Raw genomic sequence first — 19,921 nt, 5'->3', positions numbered from 1 at the left:
ATTGTCATATCAGCTAGTTAACATGCAGGCAAAAGAATATAAGGAAATCAAATGCAACTGACTTTAGTTCGACATGGCGAGGCCGCACCACCGGTCAATGGTAATGACACCAAGCGACCTTTAACGGAGCGTGGTCATCAACAGGCTGAGCAGACTTCACAGTTCTTAAAGGATCTGATTAAGCCTGAAGTCTTTGTGGTCAGTCCGTTATTGCGTGCGCAGGAAACTCTGGCACATTTGCAGCAGTATTTTAAAGATGTGCCGGTGGTGATCTGTAATACCATCAAACCGGATGATGATGCCAAAGTCGCAGTGGAATGGTTGTCGCAACTGCCTTATGAGTCGATTGCAGTGGTATGCCATATGAATGTGGTGGCACATATGTCTTCCATTCTGCTGGCTGAATCTTTTCAACCTTATGCATTGGCAGAAGCACGTATTTATGATCAGGCGGTGATTGCCCCTAGCTTATCCACACAGATAAAAAGCTTTAGTCCTACACTATAAAAAATTAATTAAAACGGCAGAACACAATCAATGTTGTATTTATGGATGCCTGAAGCCAATGGGGTTTGGCAATGGTCAACTGGGGAATTCTGGAACACTGCGGACACATTAGAACAGCTGATTCAGGATATACAGGCTCATCATGGCGAAGAGGCGGTGGTATTTTTCCCGAGCCGTCATGTGCAAATTTTGCAGCAGACCTTGCCCAAGAGCCAATATAAGAAAATGGGCAATGATGGCATTAAATATTTGCTCGAAGAATATGTGGTGCTGCCGGTAGATGCCATGAAAGTGCTGCATCATTTTCAACAGCCGGATCAGATCAGCATTATGGGAATTGCGAATTCTACGCTTGAGACCTTGCAACATGCTTTAAGCCTGATCCCGGTCAAGCTAGCAGCTTTGTTGCCGGACTTTTTGGTGCTGCCGGTTCCTGATGCCAATCAGCGTGTGATTGCGCAAATCGGTGGACGTTTGCTGGTGCGCGAGTCGGAATATATAGGCCAGTCGCTGGATGATCTAAGCCTTTATCTGGATTATCAGCCCAAGGATCTCAGCTATAAGGTGAGCAATCTGAACCAGGAGCAGTTGCGTAGTCTTGAAGCACTGGTCACTCAGGAGCAACTGGAGTCTTTCCAATATGGAATTCCTGTACTGAAAAAACCGAAACAGCATCCGTTTAATGTCTTGCCTAAAGCAAAATCCAATGGCGCTATTTCCGGCTACTGGAAAGCCTGCGCGGCGGTTTTTCTGGGTATTTTAGTATTGCAGTTTAGTTATGATGCTGTGCGCTGGTATCAATATAAGAAAGTGGCGAATCAGACCGCCGCGCAAGCCATCGACCAGTTTAAATACTGGTTTGGACAAAATTATCCGGTCACTGAGCAGAATATCAAAAGTCAGTTTGAAGGGCAGTTGCGTCAAAGCCAGATTGCAGATACGCATGCATTGCAGCTGATTAGTCGGGTGGGGCCAGTCTTGATGCAAAATCAGATTGTGGCACAACGGGTGAATTATGATGCTTCTGTGTTAAGTATGGAGCTTAAGGCCAATTCATCAGAAACGTTAAATGCACTGACCACACAATTAAGCCAGCAAGGCTTTAAGGTGGAGCTGGGGAATATTCAGGCCAGCGGAACAGCTGCGATCGGACTGGTGAGGATTCAATAATGAAAGGCATTGAAGCGCTACAAAATCGTATGGATCAGTCTTTTGAAAAACTGAGTGATTATCTGGACAGCTTGTCGGTACGTGAACGGGTAATGGTGATTTTTACCACTGTTTTTGTGATTGTGGCGGCAGTCGGTTCTGCACTCTGGTATATGCATCAGGCGGCAGACACCCAGCAAAAACGCTTAAATCAGCTGAAAGATACCATTGTCTGGATGCAAAGTAATGCAGTGACCATGAAACCGGCTGGGGACACCCAACTGGATGCTGCAGAGAAAGTACAGCGGGTCGCACAGCAGCAAGGATTGTCGGTGGCTTCCCAGCAAATGGAAGGAAAAATTCAATTGGCGGTCATGCATGAAAATTATGCAGTACTGGCAAATTTCCTGACTCAGCTGGCACAAATGGGGCTAAGTATCGAGAAAATGGAACTAAATAATGAGGCAGGACAGATTAAATTAACGGCGACCATACAATAAACGGTAAAAATAAAGATTTGCAAAGCATGGTTTTTTTGTCAGCCTATGCCTATAATATGCCGACTTAAAAAGCAGTAGACTTTTCTGGATATGTTGTATTCTCTAGCCCGCCCTTTGTTGTTTTCTTTAGCACCAGAGCGTGCACATGAGCTGACATTATCACTATTGAAATCATCCCATAAAATGGGCTTGATGCGTCAAAACGTTGCTGCGAAACCTGTGACCTGTATGGGAATCGAATTTCCCAATCCGGTAGGTCTTGCGGCAGGTTTGGACAAAAATGGTGCCTATATTGACGCCCTTGCCGGTCAAGGTTTTGGTTTTATTGAAATTGGTACCATTACCCCGCGACCGCAAGCCGGCAATCCTCATCCGCGTTTATTCCGTTTGCCACAGGCCAAAGCCATTATTAACCGTATGGGCTTTAATAATGATGGCGTGGATCAGCTGGTTGAAAATGTCAAAGCGGCCAAATTTAAAGGCATTCTCGGTATTAATATCGGTAAAAACGCTGATACTCCGGTAGAAAAAGCAGTAGATGATTACCTCATCTGTTTAGAAAAAGTCTATAATTATGCTTCTTATATTACCGTCAACATTTCTTCTCCCAATACCAAAAACCTGCGCAGCCTGCAAAGTGGTGATGCACTCACCGAACTGCTGGAAACACTGAAGAAGCGTCAGCTTGAATTGGCTCAGGAATACCAGCATTATGTACCTTTGGTACTGAAAGTGGCGCCTGATCTGGATAACAGCGATATTGCCTTTATTGCCAAGCAATTATTGCAATTCAAGATTGATGGCCTGATCGTGACCAATACCACACTGTCACGTGAAGGTGTAGAGGGTCTGGAGCATGCAGAGGAAGCAGGTGGTTTGTCTGGCGCGCCAGTATTTGAGAAAAGTACCGCATGTCTGGCTGCATTTGCTGCGGTATTAAAAGGACAAATTCCATTGATTGGTGTGGGTGGTATTCTTTCAGGTGCAGATGCTGCTGCCAAGAAACAGGCAGGCGCCAGCCTTGTACAAGTTTATAGTGGCCTCATCTATACTGGACCTAAACTTGTAAAAGATTGTGTAGACGCACTTTAAATCCTATGAATGCCATTGATATCTTTCTACTGATTATCTTGCTCATTGGAGGGCTCAACGGTTTGCGTCAAGGATTTATTAAAGCCTTTGCGAACTTAGTGGGATGGATCTTTGCCCTGATTGTTGCGGCAAAATATTCAACGCTACTTGCGCCGTCTATGGTTGCTCTGAGTACAGATCCAGTCGTACAAAAGATTGCGGCCTTCGCTTTTATCGTCCTGCTGATTGTAGTTCTGACCTGGATCGTTACTGCACTGTTGAACCGTATTTTAAAGAGTCTTAAACTGGGCCCTCTCAACCGTCTGGCGGGTGGTGTCTTTGGTAGCCTGAAAGGTTTGCTGATTGTTCTGATTACCATGCAGGGAATTGGCCCGTGGGTAGAAAGCTCACCTCACTGGAAACAGTCCAAGTTTATTCAAGCCTTATTGCCTTATGCACCTTGGGCAACTCAAATGTCGAAAGAAGCCGCGAATGGCGCACTACAACATATCAAGCCTGAAGGGACATCGAAACCTTCAGCTTCATCATCTGAAACATCGTCCAAGTCTGGAGCTGCAGATGAGTCTACAAATAATCCTTTTTATTAATCCTAGCTTGTCTGCGAGGTTGCTATGTGTGGAGTAGTTGGTATAGCTGGTAAATCACCCGTTAACCAAATGTTGTTTGATGCATTAACGATGTTACAACATCGTGGACAAGATGCAGCTGGGATCGTGACATGTGATGAAGGACGTTTATTCCTGCGCAAAGACAATGGCATGGTGCGTGATGTATTCCATACCCGTCATATGCGTGCTTTGAAAGGAAATTACGGTATTGGTCATGTGCGTTATCCAACAGCCGGTTCATCGAGCAGTGCTGAAGCACAGCCGTTTTATGTGAACTCGCCGTACGGGATTACCTTGGCACATAATGGTAACCTGACGAATGCCGAAGAAATTCATGATGATCTGTTCAAAACTGACTTGCGTCATATGAACACCGATTCTGATTCGGAAGTCCTGTTAAACGTGTTTGCGCATGAATTGCAAAAACATGGCAAATTGGTACCGACGTCGGAAGATATTTTCCATGCGGTGACGCGTGTGCATGAGCGTTGCAAAGGCGCTTATGGTGTGGTGGCGATGATTACCGGTCAGGGACTGGTAGGCTTCCGTGATCCAAATGGTATTCGTCCACTGATCTACGGTTCACGTGAAACTGAACAGGGTATGGAATATATCATTGCTTCTGAATCTGTTGCGATTACTGCGCTGGGCTTTAAAGTTGAGCGTGATATTTTGCCTGGTGAAGCGGTATTTATTGATTTAGAAGGTAATTTTTTTACCAAGCAATGTGCGGCGAATGCTGAATACCGTCCTTGTATTTTTGAATATGTTTATTTTGCCCGTCCAGATGCCATCATTGATGGAATCTCGGTGTATAAAGCACGTTTGAAAATGGGTGAGAAGCTGGCGCAAAAAATTCTGCGTGAGTGGGGTGAAGAGCATGATATTGATGTGGTGATTCCGATTCCGGATACTTCACGTACTTCAGCGCTAGAACTTGCCAATATGTTGGGCGTGAAATTCCGTGAAGGTTTCATGAAAAACCGTTATATCGGCCGGACCTTTATTATGCCGGGACAGCAGCTGCGTAAAAAATCGGTACGTCAGAAACTCAACCCGGTTGAGCTTGAGTTTAAAGGTAAAAACGTACTGTTGGTGGATGACTCGATTGTCCGTGGTACGACCTGTAATGAAATTATCCAGATGGCTCGTGATTCTGGCGCGAAAAAAGTATTCTTTGCGTCTGCAGCACCGATGGTGAAATATCCAAACGTTTACGGTATTGATATGCCGGCGAAATCTGAGCTGATTGCATCGGAACGTAGCGTAGAAGAAATCCGTGAAATTATTGGTGCTGACCGTCTGATTTTCCAAGATCTGGAAGATTTGAAAGATGCGGTAAGAACCACCAAAGTACCGGATGTCAAAGACTTTGATTGTTCAGTCTTTGATGGCATCTATGTTTCGGGCGGTATTGATGCGCAATATCTGGATGATCTTCAGCAAAAACGTAGTGACAGTGCCATGAAAGAAAGCAATTATATTGATGTCAATATTGATGCAGCTTCAGTGGATTTGACTGGCGTACGCGAAGTCTAAGTAGTTAAAATCATCATGAAAAAGCGGGAATTTCCCGCTTTTTTGTTTTATGATGAGCCCATTGAAAATCATCATTTTAGGATTCTGCATTGCGAAACGTAGGATACGATTTTATAAAAAACAAAAATATAGTACTGCCTGTAAGTTTTTGCCTGATTGCAATTCTGTTGACTATTTTTATTATTAATACCGTTGTTGGTCTCTTTGTTTTTTATACTGATCCTAGCCAGTCAATCTTCTGGCATGTGCTGAGTCCTTATCTGATTGCTTTGCTGTTATGTGCCATGATGATCTCGGTCATCTACGAGTTTTATATTTTTCGCAATGGTGGTTATTCACTGGCGAAGCAGTTGGGTGCGCGTCGGTTGAGTCCGATGGACGGTATTCCCGAAGAAAGTGCTGCATTGCACATTAACCAACAGTTGGCAGAGACTTTTCTGATTGATGTTCCTGCAGTATATGTGCTGCCCGATGAAGTCGGTGTCAATGCGCTGACGGCGGGTTTTAGTCCGCGGGATACCGCAATTATCCTAACTTGGGGTGCGATACAAACACTGGATAAAGTCGAGCTGTATGGCTTGCTCAGCCATGAATTCAATAAAATCCTCTCTGGTGAAGCTGCAGAAAATACCCGTTTGAAAATTCTGTATAGCAGTCTAACCACGTTTAGTCAGTGTGGCAGTAAGATTGCCAAGTCCGGTTTTTATCGAGCGGGTAGTCCCCGTGAAAACAAGTTTGAAACTTTCTATGTTGCAGTCGGTGCGGTGATCTGGCTGATTGGTAGTTTGGGTGTTTTTATTTCCCGTTTTATTAAATATATTTCACTGGGTGGTCGAACCTATAAAAATGATCGGAAGACCCGTCGCCTGATTCAAAATGATGCCAATATCCAGACTTTACTCAGAATCCATGTGCATCATTCTGGCTCGCAGATTTATAGTGAATATGCTGAATCCATTTCACATATGTGCTTTGCCAATTCCTTGAGCCCACAAAACTGGCTGAATATTCATCCCAATATCAATCAGCGGATTTATGAATTAAATCCTGCCTTGATTCAGGACTTACAGCTTGAGAATCTGAAAAAACTCAAAAATCAGCCTTTGTTTAGTTTGTTCCGTTCTTTAGAAGAAGTGGTGCCTGAAACTGCAATGAGCTGGAGCTCGCCACAGCCTTTGCCATTATTGCGGCTGTCTCCGATCAGTTTTGCGATTAAAGATGCGATCAAACCACTGAATCCGGAACTTCGGCTCAAGATGCCACGTCCGGAACTGATTAAGCGTGCATTACAAACCGCAACTGGTTCTCGTGAAGTGATGGTCGCCATTTTAATGATCCGTCAATATCGTGAATTTATTCCGACTGAGGCTGAAGTTAGCCGTGCCATTGTAGATTCATTGCTCAATCTGGACGGGCGGGTGCATATCTCGATTTTCCAGCAAGCTTGTAACAATATTGGTGGCATGCCGACAACTGTTGCACGCCAGTTTTTGATGAAGCTGGCAGGGATTATTCAGGAAGATGGCGAAATTGGCCTGTTGGATGCATTATTACTGGAATGTGTGAAATACGAACTGAATTTGCTTCCTGCACATACGCCTACAGCACTCGATGAGGTCAAGCCACAGATTGTGCGTTTGATCGACGCCTTGCTGCATGTACAGCAGATTAATAGCGGCAACCAGCTTGAGGTGCGGGAGCGGATTTTAAACCGGATTCTGACCGCTCAGGAACTGGACTTATATAATGAAATTTCTGATGAGCCGATTGATCTAGCAGAAATCCTGAATGATATTGCGGGGCTGTTATTGCGTGATCGCCTCAGTATTTTAGGTATTGCAGAGGCCTGTTTGTGGAGTGATCGTATCGTGACACAGGATGAGTTGGACGTGATAGAGCTGTTGTATTGGCGCTTGGGTTTTGAGGCAGAACAGGTCGTTCAGCAAATGTTAAAGAAGAACAGTTTAACCATTCTGTAGAAAATAAATGAGAACGCGCAGCTTTAGCCGGAATCTGTTATAACAGCAGGAATGGTTTAATTGTGTATTAAAAGCACGGTTTTTAGCAGACAGCTAAACTTTGTACTAGAATCCATCAGGATAAAAAAGAAAAGCTGAAAAAGTTCGGCAAAGCACAGGCAATCCGGCTAAAATGTTCAGCCTGAAATTGGTGATGATGAAAAGATGATTGGGCATCAGCGTGACATACTGGCAACATTAGGAATCGATCTCTGGATTCCTGGGGACAGCGCATGTCAGCCGCATCAGGTCTCGATCTGGCGTGATCAGGCTGAACCTGAATTTCATACCGAGATTGTCTTGTCTCAGCATCATCCGGTCGAGGCGCTGGTGGAGTTGCCGATTCCTGAACCAGAGTCGCTCGGCACGTTTAAGACTGATACCTCGCCTACAATACCTGAAGTTTTAGCTGTTCAGGAACCTCGTGAAAGTGTACACATCCCGCCATTCAGTTTACAGGCTTTAAGTTTGACACATTGCAGTATCGTGATTGATGCAACTGGAATGACTGAAGCCACCCTAAATTTATGGGCAAATATCCAGCGTGCTGTTTCGGGTGATTTTCATGAGCTGAACTGGCCATTTCCTTGGGCCAATGTCCAGGATGGACGTGGTGTGGAATCCTATATTCAAGGATTTCTGGATGGGATGAGGACAGAGAAACATATTATTTTCTTGGGGCCGGTAGCGCACATTTCAAATATCAAAGCAATCCAGTTAGCGTCCCTGCAAGAGATGCTGGATCAGCCGATTCTAAAAAAACGTTTATGGCAGTTTATGCAAAATAGGTCTGCCAGTCTGGAATAATTCTGCTGTGGAATAAAAATAGATGAAACAAAAAGTGGTTGTATTTAGTCAAATTGATGCTGATATTCAAAATAGGCTCGAACAAAATTATCAGGTGAGCTATATACAACCGAAGCTGGGTGATGTGAATCAACAGCTTTTGCAGCAGGTTCGGGATGCTGATGGTATGATTGGTGCAGGACGTTTGCTGAATCGCGATAATCTGGCCAGTGCTACCCGATTGAAAATTATCTCCAGTGTCAGTGTCGGTTATGACAACTATGATCTGGATTATTTAAATGAAAGAAAAATCTATCTGAGTCATACACCGCATGTGCTGACCGAAACTACAGCTGATCTTGCTTTTACTTTACTGATGTCAGCGGCACGCAAAGTGGCTTATCTGGATCAATGGACCAAGCAGGGGCAATGGCAGCGTACTGTGGGTGAAGCACAATTTGGTGTGGATATTTTTGGAAAAACCCTGGGAATTATTGGTCTGGGCCATATTGGGGCTGCGATCGCACGCCGTGGTTTTTACGGTTTTAATATGAATATTCTGTATTATAATCGCCGGGAAAAACCAGAACTTGCTCAAGGGTTGAATGCGAAATATTGCCAGCTTGAGGAACTGTTACAGCGTTCTGACTTTGTGGTCGTTGCAGTAGATTTGAATGCGGATTCTAAGGCGCTGATTGCGACAGCGGAATTGGCTAAAATGCAATCCCATGCAGTATTGGTCAATATTTCACGTGGCTCGGTCATTGATGAACAGGCATTAATTTCAGCTTTAAAAGCCAAGCAGGTTTTTGCTGCCGGTCTGGATGTGTATCAGAAAGAGCCGTTAAAGGAATCGGAATTATTCCAGTTGGATAATGTGGTTACATTGCCACATGTGGGTTCGGCCACTGCAGCCACCCGTAAAAAAATGGCAGAACTGGCTTATCAGAATCTTGTTGATGCCTTGGAAGGACGAGTGCCCCGTTATGTGGTCAATCCGGAATTTTAAAATGCATCTGATTCGTCGTTTAAATGGTATTAAAAAATAACATTTTCTTGCGTCTCTGCTCATTGTTCAATGCTATATTCAAGATAAATTAGATCGGCAGGATTAGAGATTTTTCATTGAAACGATTGGCGCTGGCGTGTGGCTTAAGTCTGTATATGGTAGCAGGGCACGGCTCTAACCATGATTTTAATCAAGTAAATGTACAATTTTCTGTGCCTGATATTGGTACAGGCGTCGGCTTACTCGATCAACAAAAAGAAAAAATGATCGGTGAAAAAGTCTATCGTGAAGTGCATAAACAAATGCCGGTCCTGCAAAATCCATGGCTTGAAGATCAGTTGCTTTCAGTATTTTCTCATATCCTGAGTCAGACTCAATTGCAACAGCCGATCGGTTTGCTGGTCATTAATGATCCCCAAATTAATGCTTTCGCCGTACCGGGTGGCCTCTTTGCACTTAATGCTGGTCTGATTAATTCAGCCCGAAACATGGATGAAGTGGCAGGAGTGATGGCGCATGAAATTGCACATGTCACACAACGTCATTACAGTCGCTCTCAGGATGCCTTTAAAGGGCAAGGTTTACTGGCGCTAGCCGGAATTCTCGTCGGTGCTTTGGTCGCTTCTCAGGCAGATGGCGATGTCGGCACAGCGGTCATGATGGGTTCACAGGCAGCACTTCTGGATAAACAGCTCACTTATAGTCGTAATCAGGAACGTGAGGCAGACCGGATTGGTATGCAATATATGTATCGTTCCGGCTATAACCCGCATAGTATGGCAGATTTCTTTGAGGTGATGCATCGCTCGACCAGCCGATTAAGCTTTCTGCCGGATTTCTGGTTTACTCATCCGCTGACCACCGAGCGTATGAGTGAAGCGCGTTTACGTGCCAACCAGCTTCCTGCGGTGAAACGTAATCTCAATGATCAAGACTTTGAAATTATCAAGTGGTATAGCAGGGTGTTGTCTGGTCAGACCAATGCAGAGCAGCTTATCCTGATGGACCGGCAAAATAATTTTGCAGGCCAGCTTGCCTTAACTGCCTATCAAATACAGCAAAGTGATTTTCAGGCCGCGCAGGCTACTTTAGATCGAGCAAAAAAGCATAACCAGAAGCATCCTTTACAGGTTTTATTCCAGACTGATATTTATTTAGCCCAGAACCAGCTTGATGCAGCTTTGAAAAGTGTAGCGTCAGCAGCGCGGATCATGCCAGAGAATCGAGCGCTCAATTATAAATATGCAGAAGTGTTGATTCGTGCCAAGCAACCCGATAAAGCAAAAGTTTTAGTGCAGCGATTTTTAAATGCCAATTCACGTGATGTGAGTGGCTGGCGACTGATGCAAGTGGCTGCCAATGCAGAGCCAGATTCGCCGATCAAGGCTGCTAATGTACTGCGCTATCGTGCAGAAGTAGAATATTGGTCGGGATATGAAGAAACCGCCATCAAATCATTATTACATGCCCAGCGTAGCGTGAAAAACAATCAATCTTTATCGTCCACCATTCGCCAGCGTCTGAAACAGATGCAGCAGGCACATCAATACAAGATTTAAGGTTGCACTGGGTTTTAAGTTTTTGTATCAGGATGATATAGCAAGAATATATTCAATCAGGCTACAATCTTTTTGAAAGATCAGCGTGAATCAAACTGAAGCATAATATGAAAAAAATACTATTGGGTATGTGTCTACTGGGGTGGAGTTATGGGATTTTTGCTGCGAGTGCAGTTGAATATATAGAAGCGATAGAGCGAATTAATGCAGATTATAAAAAGGAATCGCGTCAATTTTTAAGTGGGTTAAATCCGCAGCAACTGGGATTTAGTCCTGAGCAGAATGCAAAATTTTGTGGAATTGTAGGACGCTATGTTGATCGTTTATATCAGGCCGCTGACCAGAATCGTGCTTATCTGGATCGTCAGTTTCAAAATATGAGTAAACAGGATGTAATTGTAGAAGTGAAATCGTCTAAAGAGATGCAATTACTCAAGCGTTATCAGGTCGATTGTAATTTGCAATGAGAATACGTCAAGAACTGTCTTTGATGATTAAAGGCAGTTCAACGTTAAAGAGAAAATGCTAGAGAGTAGGGATTAAGCAAGTTGCGCTTTGATTTTGGCGGAAACTTGTGCAGGATCGGCGCGCCCGGCTATGAGCGGACGCAGAGAATTCATCACCTTACCCATATCTTTCATGCTAGTAGCTTGTTGCGCTGCAATAGCTTGCGCAATCATGGAATCAAGTTCTTCCTCAGTCATAGCTTCTGGTAGAAACTGAGACAAAATCTCAATTTCGGCTTGTTCCTTACTAGCTAAATCATCTCGGCCAGCGCCTGCAAAGGCTTTAACCGATTCTTTACGTTGTTTAATTTGTTTTTCAATGACCGCAAGAACCTGAGCGTCGTCAAGTTCTTTGCGCTCATCGACTTCGATTTGCTTAATTGCTGCCTGTAGACTGCGAATGACCGTCAGCTTGGACATTTCTTTGGCACGCATTGTTGCTTTCAAAACATCCGTGATTTGGTCTTTTAAAGTCGTCATTATTTATTCCAGGCAATCAATCACAAATTAATCTTAGTAAAGGCGAGTCGTACGTACTGATTCACGCGCCAATTTCTTTTGGTAGCGTTTAACAGCAGCAGCTTTTTTGCGCTTACGTTCTTGAGTTGGTTTCTCGTAGAATTCACGCTTACGTACGTCAGCAAGAACACCCGCTTTTTCGCATGAACGTTTGAAACGACGGATAGCTACGTCTACTGGTTCGCCTTCTTTCAATTTAACTTGTGGCATGAAGAATCCTCATATCAGTTAGGGTAAGATCTCGGGCTGAATTGCCCTCAATCACAAGTGAAGGTCAGTATTTTACTCATTTACATCTCATACCACAAGTCTATAATAGTTGCTGCAATAGAATTGATACAGGTTATAGGCAGTTTAATGATCGTTTTAGGCTTGGAAACGTCGTGTGATGAAACAGGACTTGCGCTATATGACAGCGAGTTGGGTTTGCGCGGACAGGTGCTTTATAGCCAGATTAAACTGCACGCAGAATATGGCGGTGTAGTTCCAGAGCTGGCGTCACGTGATCATGTACGTAAATTGATTCCACTTATCAATGAGCTGCTGGAACAGAGCGGCGTGAAAAAATCAGAGATTGATGCAGTGGCTTATACGCGCGGACCGGGTCTGATGGGTGCACTCATGACAGGTGCATTGTTTGGTCGTACTTTGGCCTTTGCATTGAATAAACCCGCAATTGGTGTGCATCATATGGAAGGTCATATGCTAGCACCTTTGTTGTCAGAAACTCCACCTGAGTTTCCATTTGTTGCATTGTTGGTATCAGGTGGGCATTCACAACTTATGGCAGCTTATGGCATTGGCCAGTATGAACTCTTGGGTGAATCTATTGATGATGCGGCAGGCGAAGCCTTTGATAAAGTCGCGAAGATGATGGGTCTGCCGTATCCAGGTGGTCCAAATATCTCCAAACTGGCGGAGCAGGGTGACCCGAATGCCTTTGCATTCCCGCGTCCAATGCTGCATCAAGGCCTAGAATTTTCATTCAGTGGTTTAAAAACAGCTGTTTCTGTACAGATGAAAAAACTTGGTGATGAAAATCGTGATGCCGATATCGCTGCCAGTTTTCAGGAAGCCATTGTTGATACTTTGGTGAAAAAGTCGGTAAAAGCACTGAAGCAAACTGGGCTTAAACGTCTGGTGATTGCGGGCGGTGTCAGTGCCAACAAGCGTTTACGTGAGCGTTTAGAAGCAGATTTAGCCAAGATCCGTGCATCTGTTTATTATGCTGAACCTGCACTCTGTACAGACAATGGTGCCATGATTGCTTTTGCGGGCTATCAGCGTTTAAAAGCAGGGCAGCATGATGGCTTGGCGGTGACCACCACACCACGCTGGCCAATGACGGAATTGACTAATCCGACAGAGGCATAGATTTCAGGCTTCAAAAAAAGAGGCTAAGGCCTCTTTTTTATTGTGAATTTTAAATGAAAACTTATAGCAACGGTATGTTGTAAATATATAGTTTTATGGCTGTATTTAGAGCTCTTATATTCTATTGAAACCGGAAAAATAGTTTAATAGCTTAAGTTGATATCATGCATATTTTTACAGGTTTGCAGCAGAGGCAATCTCGAATGGAAAATATAAATTTCAAAAGTTTTCAGGATGCTGGAGAGGCGGTGTTAAAGTTTTTGCATCAGCATTTTGGCTTTAATTTATGGATGATCACCCGGGTAGAAGGCCAAGACTGGATTGTACTGCAAAGTGAAGATCATGGTTATGATATACGACCCGGTCAAGTGTTTCAGTGGGCTGATTCTTTTTGTTCTCATATGGTCGCAGGTAAGGCCCCGAGAATTGCCCCCCGCTCTGAAGAAATTCCTTTATACGCCACAGCGCCGATTAATCAGCAGGTCTGTATAAAATCTTATATTGGTCAGCCACTCCTTAAAGAAGATGGCAGTTTGTTTGGAACGCTCTGTGCGATTGATCCAGAAACCAAATCAGAAGCTATTGTGCAAGATATACAACTGGTCGAGTTGTTGGGACAATTACTCAGTTCGATCTTGCAGGCAGAATTACGTCAGAGTGAGCAGATGAGACAGCATGAATTATTGCAGGAAGAAGCCAGTAAAGATGAATTGACCGGGCTATATAATCGTCGCGCTTGGGAAAAACTGCTGCGAGCAGAAGAAGAGCGTTGCAAGCAATATGGTCATCCCGCCGCTGTATTATTTATTGACCTGAATGACCTAAAAAAAGTGAATGATAATTTAGGTCATGATGAAGGTGACAAACTGATTCAAAATGCAGCGCAAATATTACGAGATAATGTACGGATCAATGATATTGTTGCTCGTTTGGGTGGTGATGAGTTTGTGATTCTTAGCGTGGAAAATGATGAAACGGGTACTGAAAGTTTAGTGGATCGTTTAATTAATGCCTTTGCAGCAGCAAACATTGGCGCAGCGATTGGTATGGCGATGCGTCATCCTGGTCATGGTTTATTTGCAGCGCTCGCACAAGCGGATCAGAACATGTTTGAATATAAGCGTCGGAAAAAATTCAGTGAATCCGTGACCAATCTAAAATAATCGACGCTTTAAATCTTCTGTAAATAATTAAGTATTTCATATCATAAAAATGATCATTTTATATGCTCTAAAGTCATCCTATCTTTCAATATTCTCTTTCATGGCTCTGTATAAAAGTTGAACATGATTCTCCATAAAAAGAAAATTCAATCCATCTTTAACTTAACAATTACAAATTTTATAAGCTTTGTTGCAAAGTAAATTGATTTAATTAAATGCGCTTTAATTGTATTGAAAAGTGACACTGGTAAGGAACAAGATTCAAATAAGCACTTCATTTCTTATGATAATTGTTGTTTGAAATATACATTAAAATTACAGAACCAAAAATTTCTTTGTTTAAAGATTAAGCGATATCGAAGGATAAAGCTGGCTGCCAAGAAAAAATATCACCGGCAGAAATAGCATTTGAGCTGTTCAGTTTCGAGAAGGCCAATCTTTAGTGATCACCAAATAAAAATGCAAAGAAATTTTAGGGAATAAATTTTATGAAAAAGCAGATTTCTATCTTTGGACTTGCTCTTGTTTCGGGTTTAATGAGTGCTTGTGGCGGTGGTGGGGGAAGTAGCTCAGACAGTCCTACTGTCACTACACCTCCAAATGTTCCTACGGAAAGTATTTCCCCTGAGCTTTCAGAGGAGTTTGTCCCGTTTGAAGATCAGGATATTGTAAAGAAAATTCGCGATAAAATTTCCGGAAATACCAGTAATGATACCGACTATAATGTTGCTCTAGGTCACATGATTGGAGAAGTATTCGCAGATTATCCTTATGGGCGTACTGCACGTATTATCAAAATTTATAATTTGGGCATCAATAGTATTAAATATCCAAATCTGATCTGTTCGGAAGTCAATACCACTGGTTCGGTCAAAACCCTGAAATTAAAAACAGATAAAGATAACTGTATTATTCTGGATAAAACTTACCGTAAAGGCTCAAACATTACTCAGACGGTGAATGGTGACACGACGACTTTAAGCTTTAGCAATGTCCGTTATGGTTCAAATGTAGATTTTAATCTCAAGGACGACTACCTGATTTCTGGCACAATTGTGCATCGTAAAACCAAAAATAACATGGGGCAATCCGAATCTTATCAAATCGATCAGTTGGAATTCCAGCGTATCGTCGAGACCGGTCAGGCAGGTACTTCTGGAATCGCGTTTGATACAAAGAGCAAAGAATATCTGCAGGTGCGTAATTATAATTACAGCTTAGTCGATGATTATGGCAGTGGCAGTAATGGGATTCGTACCTTAACCAGTCGTGGTACGATTATCGGTCAGCCTGATCTGGCAGATTATCGTTACAGTTTTGATTTTAATACCACGACACCATTTAAAATGGATGAAACCGTATTAAATAACTATAAGCATTTGCCAAAAGAGGGCGTGCTTAGAATTGATGACAATTATGATCAGGTGATTGAAGTCAAACAGAACCAGCCTGAATCGTTGAAGGCTACTGTTTATTTCAATGGCAGTCAGATTGATGACCTGCTGTGGTCTACCATTATCGGGGATAAAAAATAATTAGAGATGTCAAAAAAGCCCTGTATTTCCGGGGCTTTTTTTATTATTGATCAGGGTGATGTTTATTATAAAACTATTTTGAATAGCCGTGCTAATAAATCAGGTCGCTGTAGTATCCAATAACAATTCAGCAGAATATACCGCCTGCCATGAAGTTTTAAACTGTTTATGCACTTGGTCAATTGGGAAAGTACTGAGTTTTGCAATATTTTGCGCTTTTTGAATATTGTCGGCGCGCATATATGCAATCAAATAGTCCTGACCATGAAGTTGCAGATAAAACCAGGACTCGACATGAACCTGTTCAGCCTTAAGCGTTTCAATTACTTCGTCTTGACGTGCTTTCAAAGTACGCTGCCAGTCATGAACTTGCTGCATGTGTAAGGGCTTAAGTTGAATGAGAACTGCGCCGACATCCATAATTTTAATTTTCTTTTGAATATCATCATTATATAAATGATTTATATGAAAAAAGCGACCTGAACCGGTCGCTTTTAAGTTGTTAAGAGGCATTTAGTTGGGTTGAACCAATCCAGTGTTTGGAAAACTGATAGGCAGCACGTCCTGAACGTTGACCGCGTGCCTGACACCAGCGTAGGGCTTCAGCACGGGTTTCTGGCGTGAGTTCCATGCCTGCCTTTTTGAGGTAATGTTCGACAATTTCCAAATACAGGTTCTGATCCATTGGATAGAAAGACAGCCATAAACCAAAGCGGTCAGACAGTGAAATTTTTTCTTCAATCGCTTCCTGAGGATGTAATTCAGTATATTGCGGCACATCAACTCGGGTAACGGGCGTATTTTCATGCATGAATTCGGGTAATAAATGACGACGGTTACTGGTCGCATAAATCACAAAATTGCTGGAACCGGACTGTAAAGAACCATCCAGAACACTCTTTAAACTGCGATAATTTTCATCTTCGGCATTAAAGGCCAGATCATCACAGTAGACAATAAACTTCTCTGGACGCTCTGCAATGAGTTGCTGAATTTGAGGCAGATCGGATAAATCATCCCGTTCGATTTCAATTAATCGTAACCCTTGATCTGCATACTCGGTGAGTAGGGCACGAACAATGGAGGATTTACCCGTACCGCGTGAACCGGTCAGTAAGACATCATTGGCAGGTAAGCCGTTTAAAAACTGCAACGTGTTCTGGATGACTTTTTCTTTTTGTCGCTCAATCCCTTTTAAATCGGCCAGTTCCATCTGTCTAAGTTGATGAATCGGTTTGAGTTCACCCTGTTGCCACTTATAGGCATGGGCAGAAAAATCAGGAATTTGTTTCAGTTCGGGCAGACTTTGCTGAAGTTGCTGCAGAACAGTCGAAAGGGTATTTAAAATATGCTCAGGTAACTCAATTTTCGCCATGATTTAACATTACAGATTTGAAATTATGCCTAAGATAGTAGCATTGCAAAATTCACAGTCAAAGCCGGAAAAGTATGATAATTTGCTTAAAGTAGAGAATTTTCGTTATTGTAGAGGATAGAAAATTTGTACACATTTTCTGGCTCTGGGTACGAGCTGTATCAAGAATAAATATAGGGAAAAGGCAGATGCTGTTTAAAGATTTTACTCAGGATATTAATCCACATCAGGCCTATCGTATTAAAAAGCTCAAGCAGCAGCTGCAACAGGCTGAGTCCTATGAGGAATGGAAATATATTGCCCTGAAAATAGATGAAGAATCAGGTGCACAGGAATGGAAATTTGATAACAGTTCACCCTACTTTGATGCAGAAGTGATTGCACATCGTCTGGGTAAATTACGACGCTATCGACAACAAAAGCGCACCCGTGACCTGATGTATATTTTGCGCGAAGGCCTGAGCTACGATATTGCCAACATTGCCCATCCTCTACTGTTTACCGAAGCCTATGTGGGCACTAAAAGAATTATTGAAGATTATGTCGAAGAAGTCAGCCAAGGCTTAGCCTATATTGCTTCAATAGACTGTACCTGTCTCAGTATGGAAGAAAAAATCGAATATTTTCAGCATTGTCAGCGCGCCTATGGCCAGCCAGCCCTGATGTTTTCCGGTGGTTCGACGCTGGGTCTGTTTCATACTGGTGTATGCAAAGCCTTAATGGAGCAGGACTTGTTGCCGAAGGTAATGTCCGGTTCAAGTGCGGGTGCCATCATGACCGCCATGTTAGGTGTATCCAAACCTTCGCAATATATTGATATTTTGAAAGGCCATAATTTCTTTCATGAGGCTTTTCATTTCCGCACCATGAGTGAATTGATGAAAGGTAATGGTGGTCTGGCGGATGTAAAATATCTAAAAAAATTTCTGGTCGAAAATCTGGGTGATCTGACCTTCGAAGAAGCACTCAAAACCTCAGGTCTGCATATCAATATTGCGGTTGCACCTTATGATGCTGGACAGGATGCACGCATTTTAAATGCCTATACTTCTCCGGATTTGCTGGTCTGGAGTGCGGTACTGGCGTCTTGTGCGGTGCCGGTTCTGTTTCCACCGGTTCGTTTGACCAGTAAGCGCTATGATGGTCAATATACGCCTTATATGGGTTCAACCCGCTGGGTGGATGGCAGCGTGCGCAGTGATTTTCCGCAGGAGAAAATGGCACGCCTGTATAATATTAATTATACCATTGCCAGTCAGACCAACCCGCATATCGTGCCATTCATGCAGGATGATATTTCACGTTTCCGTAAAGGTACTTTGAGTTGGCCACAACGAATTGTTCGCCGTCAGGGCGCGGTGATTACCAAAGGAATGATGGATTTTGCCCGAGAGCATGCCGGAAGCTTACCTCCTGTACGCCGTCTGCTGGATCATGGATATGGTGTGGTGGATCAGCGTTATTATGGTGATGTGAATATTGTCGGTAAATATAGCCTGCGCCACTATAGCTATATGTTGCAAAATCCGCGGCCATATCTATTTAAAATTTTACAGCGTGAAGGCGAGCGTGCCACATGGCCGAAAATTTCCCTTATTGAGACTCAGGAACGGGTCGGGAAAACTATTCAGCATTGTCTGGAGCTGCTAAATTATCAGCATACACTTAATCCAATACCTGAATACATTGCCACGACTTAATTTAGATCATCTCGATATTTCTGATTTTGAACTACGAACCAAAGCCCGTAGTCTGGGTTTTGGTCGGCGTCTTTATTATGCCAAGGGAAATGCGCTCTGGCTAAAAACCCAGATATCGCATAGATCTGATAGTTTAATATCATCTCCACATGCTGAACTAGGCTGGCAACATGAGCTGGATTTTTATCAGGCTCATGCCAGCTCAGGTGATCTAAATTTTTTCCTTCCACATCAAATTATTCAACAGCCTTTCAAGATCAATCATGAACAATTTGAGCAGGCCTTAATTCTGGTCGATGCGCCGGCGCATTTTCAGATCATGCCGCATCAGCAATCCATCACGCAAATTCGGCAACATTTGCTGCAAGCTGTGGAGCCTTTAATCTGCCTGCAAGAATTGGGTTATTTGCATGCCGATTTAAAGCAGGAACATTTTGTAAATAATCAGGGCAGGGTCTGCCTGCTTGATTTTGAGCATGTCCAAATACTCCATCAGAATGACCTGCATGAACTGAATGCGACACCGCGTTATATGGCGCCGGAACTGTTCCAAGGCCAAGCCAAGAGCCTACAAAGTGAAGTTTATGCTTTGGGTGTTATTTTTTATGAGTGGTTGAGTGGTCAGCGTTTACAGGCGACAGATTATCTGGATTGGGCCTTTTTGCATTGTCAGCGTCTGAAAGTTGAGTTGCCGCAGCACTTACAGGCTTTTCAAGGCTTATTAGAAGAAATGTTAAGTAAGCAGAAGCAGCATAGATTGGCCGATTTTCAAGCTGTGAAAGACTACTTAATGACTGAAATTGAATGAGAAAAATACAATAAAACTTGAATTGTTTCTTATTTAATCAAACGAGTGTTTTTTTATGATAAACGGCTTGTCAGCTGGAAATGATCTCTATAATATACACAGCCATTGGGGACGTGGCGAAATTGGTAGACGCACTGGATTTAGGTTCCAGCGCCGCGAGGTGTGAGAGTTCGA

General features: G+C 43.1%; 20 protein-coding genes. 16 read left to right on the top strand and 4 right to left on the bottom strand.

Annotation, left to right across the window (positions count from 1 at the left end; all coding sequences use genetic code 11):
• Window positions 1-51 precede the first annotated feature (51 nt).
• The 11 genes from NI468_RS04490 (at window position 52) to NI468_RS04440 (ending at window position 11,234) form a co-directional block, all read left to right on the top strand.
• Window positions 52-507, top strand: coding sequence for a phosphoglycerate mutase family protein (locus tag NI468_RS04490; protein WP_253100215.1), 456 nt, complete (start codon window positions 52-54; stop codon window positions 505-507).
• Window positions 508-537: 30 nt separating this feature from the next.
• A complete protein-coding gene (gene gspL, locus NI468_RS04485; protein WP_180086739.1) occupies window positions 538-1,677 on the top strand; it encodes a type II secretion system protein GspL in 1,140 nt (379 codons plus the stop codon).
• On the top strand, window positions 1,677-2,156 hold the full coding sequence (gene gspM, locus NI468_RS04480) for a type II secretion system protein GspM (RefSeq protein WP_004280088.1): 480 nt from the start codon (window positions 1,677-1,679) through the stop codon (window positions 2,154-2,156). Before gspL ends, gspM begins: the two co-directional genes overlap by 1 nt.
• A 90-nt stretch (window positions 2,157-2,246) precedes the next feature.
• Window positions 2,247-3,248, top strand: a complete 1,002-nt coding sequence (locus NI468_RS04475) for a quinone-dependent dihydroorotate dehydrogenase (RefSeq protein WP_004729961.1) — start codon at window positions 2,247-2,249, stop codon at window positions 3,246-3,248.
• Between the two features lie 5 nt (window positions 3,249-3,253).
• Complete coding sequence (locus tag NI468_RS04470) at window positions 3,254-3,835, top strand: CvpA family protein (RefSeq protein WP_005246742.1); 582 nt, start codon at window positions 3,254-3,256, stop codon at window positions 3,833-3,835.
• Window positions 3,836-3,859: 24 nt separating this feature from the next.
• Window positions 3,860-5,395, top strand: coding sequence for an amidophosphoribosyltransferase (purF, locus tag NI468_RS04465; protein WP_004729956.1), 1,536 nt, complete (start codon window positions 3,860-3,862; stop codon window positions 5,393-5,395).
• A gap of 89 nt (window positions 5,396-5,484) precedes the next feature.
• Window positions 5,485-7,374, top strand: a complete 1,890-nt coding sequence (locus tag NI468_RS04460; RefSeq protein WP_253100212.1) for a M48 family metalloprotease — start codon at window positions 5,485-5,487, stop codon at window positions 7,372-7,374.
• Between the two features lie 204 nt (window positions 7,375-7,578).
• Window positions 7,579-8,220: a hypothetical protein gene (locus tag NI468_RS04455; protein ID WP_253100210.1), complete on the top strand. Its 642-nt coding sequence runs from the start codon at window positions 7,579-7,581 to the stop codon at window positions 8,218-8,220.
• A gap of 22 nt (window positions 8,221-8,242) precedes the next feature.
• Window positions 8,243-9,208 (top strand): 2-hydroxyacid dehydrogenase, encoded by a 966-nt coding sequence (locus tag NI468_RS04450; RefSeq protein ID WP_253100207.1) that lies wholly within the window; start codon window positions 8,243-8,245, stop codon window positions 9,206-9,208.
• A 116-nt stretch (window positions 9,209-9,324) separates the two neighbouring features.
• Window positions 9,325-10,767: a M48 family metalloprotease gene (locus NI468_RS04445; protein ID WP_224216353.1), complete on the top strand. Its 1,443-nt coding sequence runs from the start codon at window positions 9,325-9,327 to the stop codon at window positions 10,765-10,767.
• A gap of 107 nt (window positions 10,768-10,874) precedes the next feature.
• Complete coding sequence (locus NI468_RS04440; protein ID WP_253100204.1) at window positions 10,875-11,234, top strand: hypothetical protein; 360 nt, start codon at window positions 10,875-10,877, stop codon at window positions 11,232-11,234.
• 72 nt (window positions 11,235-11,306) lie between these two features.
• Here the strand turns inward: NI468_RS04440 and NI468_RS04435 are convergent, their stop codons facing one another.
• Window positions 11,307-11,753, bottom strand: coding sequence for a GatB/YqeY domain-containing protein (locus NI468_RS04435; protein ID WP_004280076.1), 447 nt, complete (start codon window positions 11,751-11,753; stop codon window positions 11,307-11,309).
• Window positions 11,754-11,786: 33 nt separating this feature from the next.
• A complete protein-coding gene (rpsU, locus tag NI468_RS04430; RefSeq protein ID WP_001136722.1) occupies window positions 11,787-12,002 on the bottom strand; it encodes a 30S ribosomal protein S21 in 216 nt (71 codons plus the stop codon).
• Between the two features lie 147 nt (window positions 12,003-12,149).
• On the opposite strand from rpsU, the gene tsaD reads away from it, so the two are divergent.
• From tsaD to NI468_RS04415, 3 genes are all read left to right on the top strand, one after another.
• Entirely contained in the window at window positions 12,150-13,166 is a 1,017-nt protein-coding gene (tsaD, locus tag NI468_RS04425) for a tRNA (adenosine(37)-N6)-threonylcarbamoyltransferase complex transferase subunit TsaD (RefSeq protein WP_004280030.1), read from the top strand.
• A 203-nt stretch (window positions 13,167-13,369) separates the two neighbouring features.
• Window positions 13,370-14,329: a sensor domain-containing diguanylate cyclase gene (locus tag NI468_RS04420; RefSeq protein WP_004646617.1), complete on the top strand. Its 960-nt coding sequence runs from the start codon at window positions 13,370-13,372 to the stop codon at window positions 14,327-14,329.
• 488 nt (window positions 14,330-14,817) lie between these two features.
• Window positions 14,818-15,864: a hypothetical protein gene (locus NI468_RS04415; RefSeq protein ID WP_253100201.1), complete on the top strand. Its 1,047-nt coding sequence runs from the start codon at window positions 14,818-14,820 to the stop codon at window positions 15,862-15,864.
• Window positions 15,865-15,963: 99 nt separating this feature from the next.
• On the opposite strand, the gene NI468_RS04410 is transcribed toward NI468_RS04415, so the two are convergent.
• Entirely contained in the window at window positions 15,964-16,377 is a 414-nt protein-coding gene (locus tag NI468_RS04410; RefSeq protein ID WP_253100198.1) for a DUF6176 family protein, read from the bottom strand.
• On the bottom strand, window positions 16,367-17,239 hold the full coding sequence (locus NI468_RS04405; protein ID WP_005246732.1) for an ATP-binding protein: 873 nt from the start codon (window positions 17,237-17,239) through the stop codon (window positions 16,367-16,369). Before NI468_RS04405 ends, NI468_RS04410 begins: the two co-directional genes overlap by 11 nt.
• A gap of 188 nt (window positions 17,240-17,427) precedes the next feature.
• On the opposite strand from NI468_RS04405, the gene NI468_RS04400 reads away from it, so the two are divergent.
• Both NI468_RS04400 and NI468_RS04395 read left to right on the top strand, forming a co-directional pair.
• Window positions 17,428-18,939, top strand: a complete 1,512-nt coding sequence (locus tag NI468_RS04400; RefSeq protein WP_005246731.1) for a DUF3336 domain-containing protein — start codon at window positions 17,428-17,430, stop codon at window positions 18,937-18,939.
• Window positions 18,926-19,747 (top strand): protein kinase domain-containing protein, encoded by an 822-nt coding sequence (locus tag NI468_RS04395; RefSeq protein ID WP_213687139.1) that lies wholly within the window; start codon window positions 18,926-18,928, stop codon window positions 19,745-19,747. The genes NI468_RS04400 and NI468_RS04395 overlap by 14 nt, the downstream gene beginning before the upstream one ends.
• Window positions 19,748-19,921 lie beyond the last annotated feature (174 nt).

It is taken from the genome of Acinetobacter lwoffii (genome assembly GCF_024129355.1).
Taxonomy (GTDB): domain Bacteria; phylum Pseudomonadota; class Gammaproteobacteria; order Pseudomonadales; family Moraxellaceae; genus Acinetobacter; species Acinetobacter lwoffii_I.
This window is presented reverse-complemented; position numbering and strand designations above follow the sequence as displayed.

What these genes read in the sequence shown, in the direction of transcription:
- NI468_RS04490 (WP_253100215.1), top strand. Translation starts at nt 52, where the DNA reads ATGCAACTGACTTTAGTTCGACATGGCGAGGCCGCACCACCGGTCAAT.
- gspL (WP_180086739.1), top strand. Translation starts at nt 538, where the DNA reads ATGTTGTATTTATGGATGCCTGAAGCCAATGGGGTTTGGCAATGGTCA.
- gspM (WP_004280088.1), top strand. Translation starts at nt 1,677, where the DNA reads ATGAAAGGCATTGAAGCGCTACAAAATCGTATGGATCAGTCTTTTGAA.
- NI468_RS04475 (WP_004729961.1), top strand. Translation starts at nt 2,247, where the DNA reads ATGTTGTATTCTCTAGCCCGCCCTTTGTTGTTTTCTTTAGCACCAGAG.
- NI468_RS04470 (WP_005246742.1), top strand. Translation starts at nt 3,254, where the DNA reads ATGAATGCCATTGATATCTTTCTACTGATTATCTTGCTCATTGGAGGG.
- purF (WP_004729956.1), top strand. Translation starts at nt 3,860, where the DNA reads ATGTGTGGAGTAGTTGGTATAGCTGGTAAATCACCCGTTAACCAAATG.
- NI468_RS04455 (WP_253100210.1), top strand. Translation starts at nt 7,579, where the DNA reads ATGATTGGGCATCAGCGTGACATACTGGCAACATTAGGAATCGATCTC.
- NI468_RS04450 (WP_253100207.1), top strand. Translation starts at nt 8,243, where the DNA reads ATGAAACAAAAAGTGGTTGTATTTAGTCAAATTGATGCTGATATTCAA.
- NI468_RS04440 (WP_253100204.1), top strand. Translation starts at nt 10,875, where the DNA reads ATGAAAAAAATACTATTGGGTATGTGTCTACTGGGGTGGAGTTATGGG.
- NI468_RS04435 (WP_004280076.1), bottom strand. Translation starts at nt 11,753, where the DNA reads ATGACGACTTTAAAAGACCAAATCACGGATGTTTTGAAAGCAACAATG.
- rpsU (WP_001136722.1), bottom strand. Translation starts at nt 12,002, where the DNA reads ATGCCACAAGTTAAATTGAAAGAAGGCGAACCAGTAGACGTAGCTATC.
- tsaD (WP_004280030.1), top strand. Translation starts at nt 12,150, where the DNA reads ATGATCGTTTTAGGCTTGGAAACGTCGTGTGATGAAACAGGACTTGCG.
- NI468_RS04420 (WP_004646617.1), top strand. Translation starts at nt 13,370, where the DNA reads ATGGAAAATATAAATTTCAAAAGTTTTCAGGATGCTGGAGAGGCGGTG.
- NI468_RS04415 (WP_253100201.1), top strand. Translation starts at nt 14,818, where the DNA reads ATGAAAAAGCAGATTTCTATCTTTGGACTTGCTCTTGTTTCGGGTTTA.
- NI468_RS04410 (WP_253100198.1), bottom strand. Translation starts at nt 16,377, where the DNA reads ATGCCTCTTAACAACTTAAAAGCGACCGGTTCAGGTCGCTTTTTTCAT.
- NI468_RS04405 (WP_005246732.1), bottom strand. Translation starts at nt 17,239, where the DNA reads ATGGCGAAAATTGAGTTACCTGAGCATATTTTAAATACCCTTTCGACT.
- NI468_RS04400 (WP_005246731.1), top strand. Translation starts at nt 17,428, where the DNA reads ATGCTGTTTAAAGATTTTACTCAGGATATTAATCCACATCAGGCCTAT.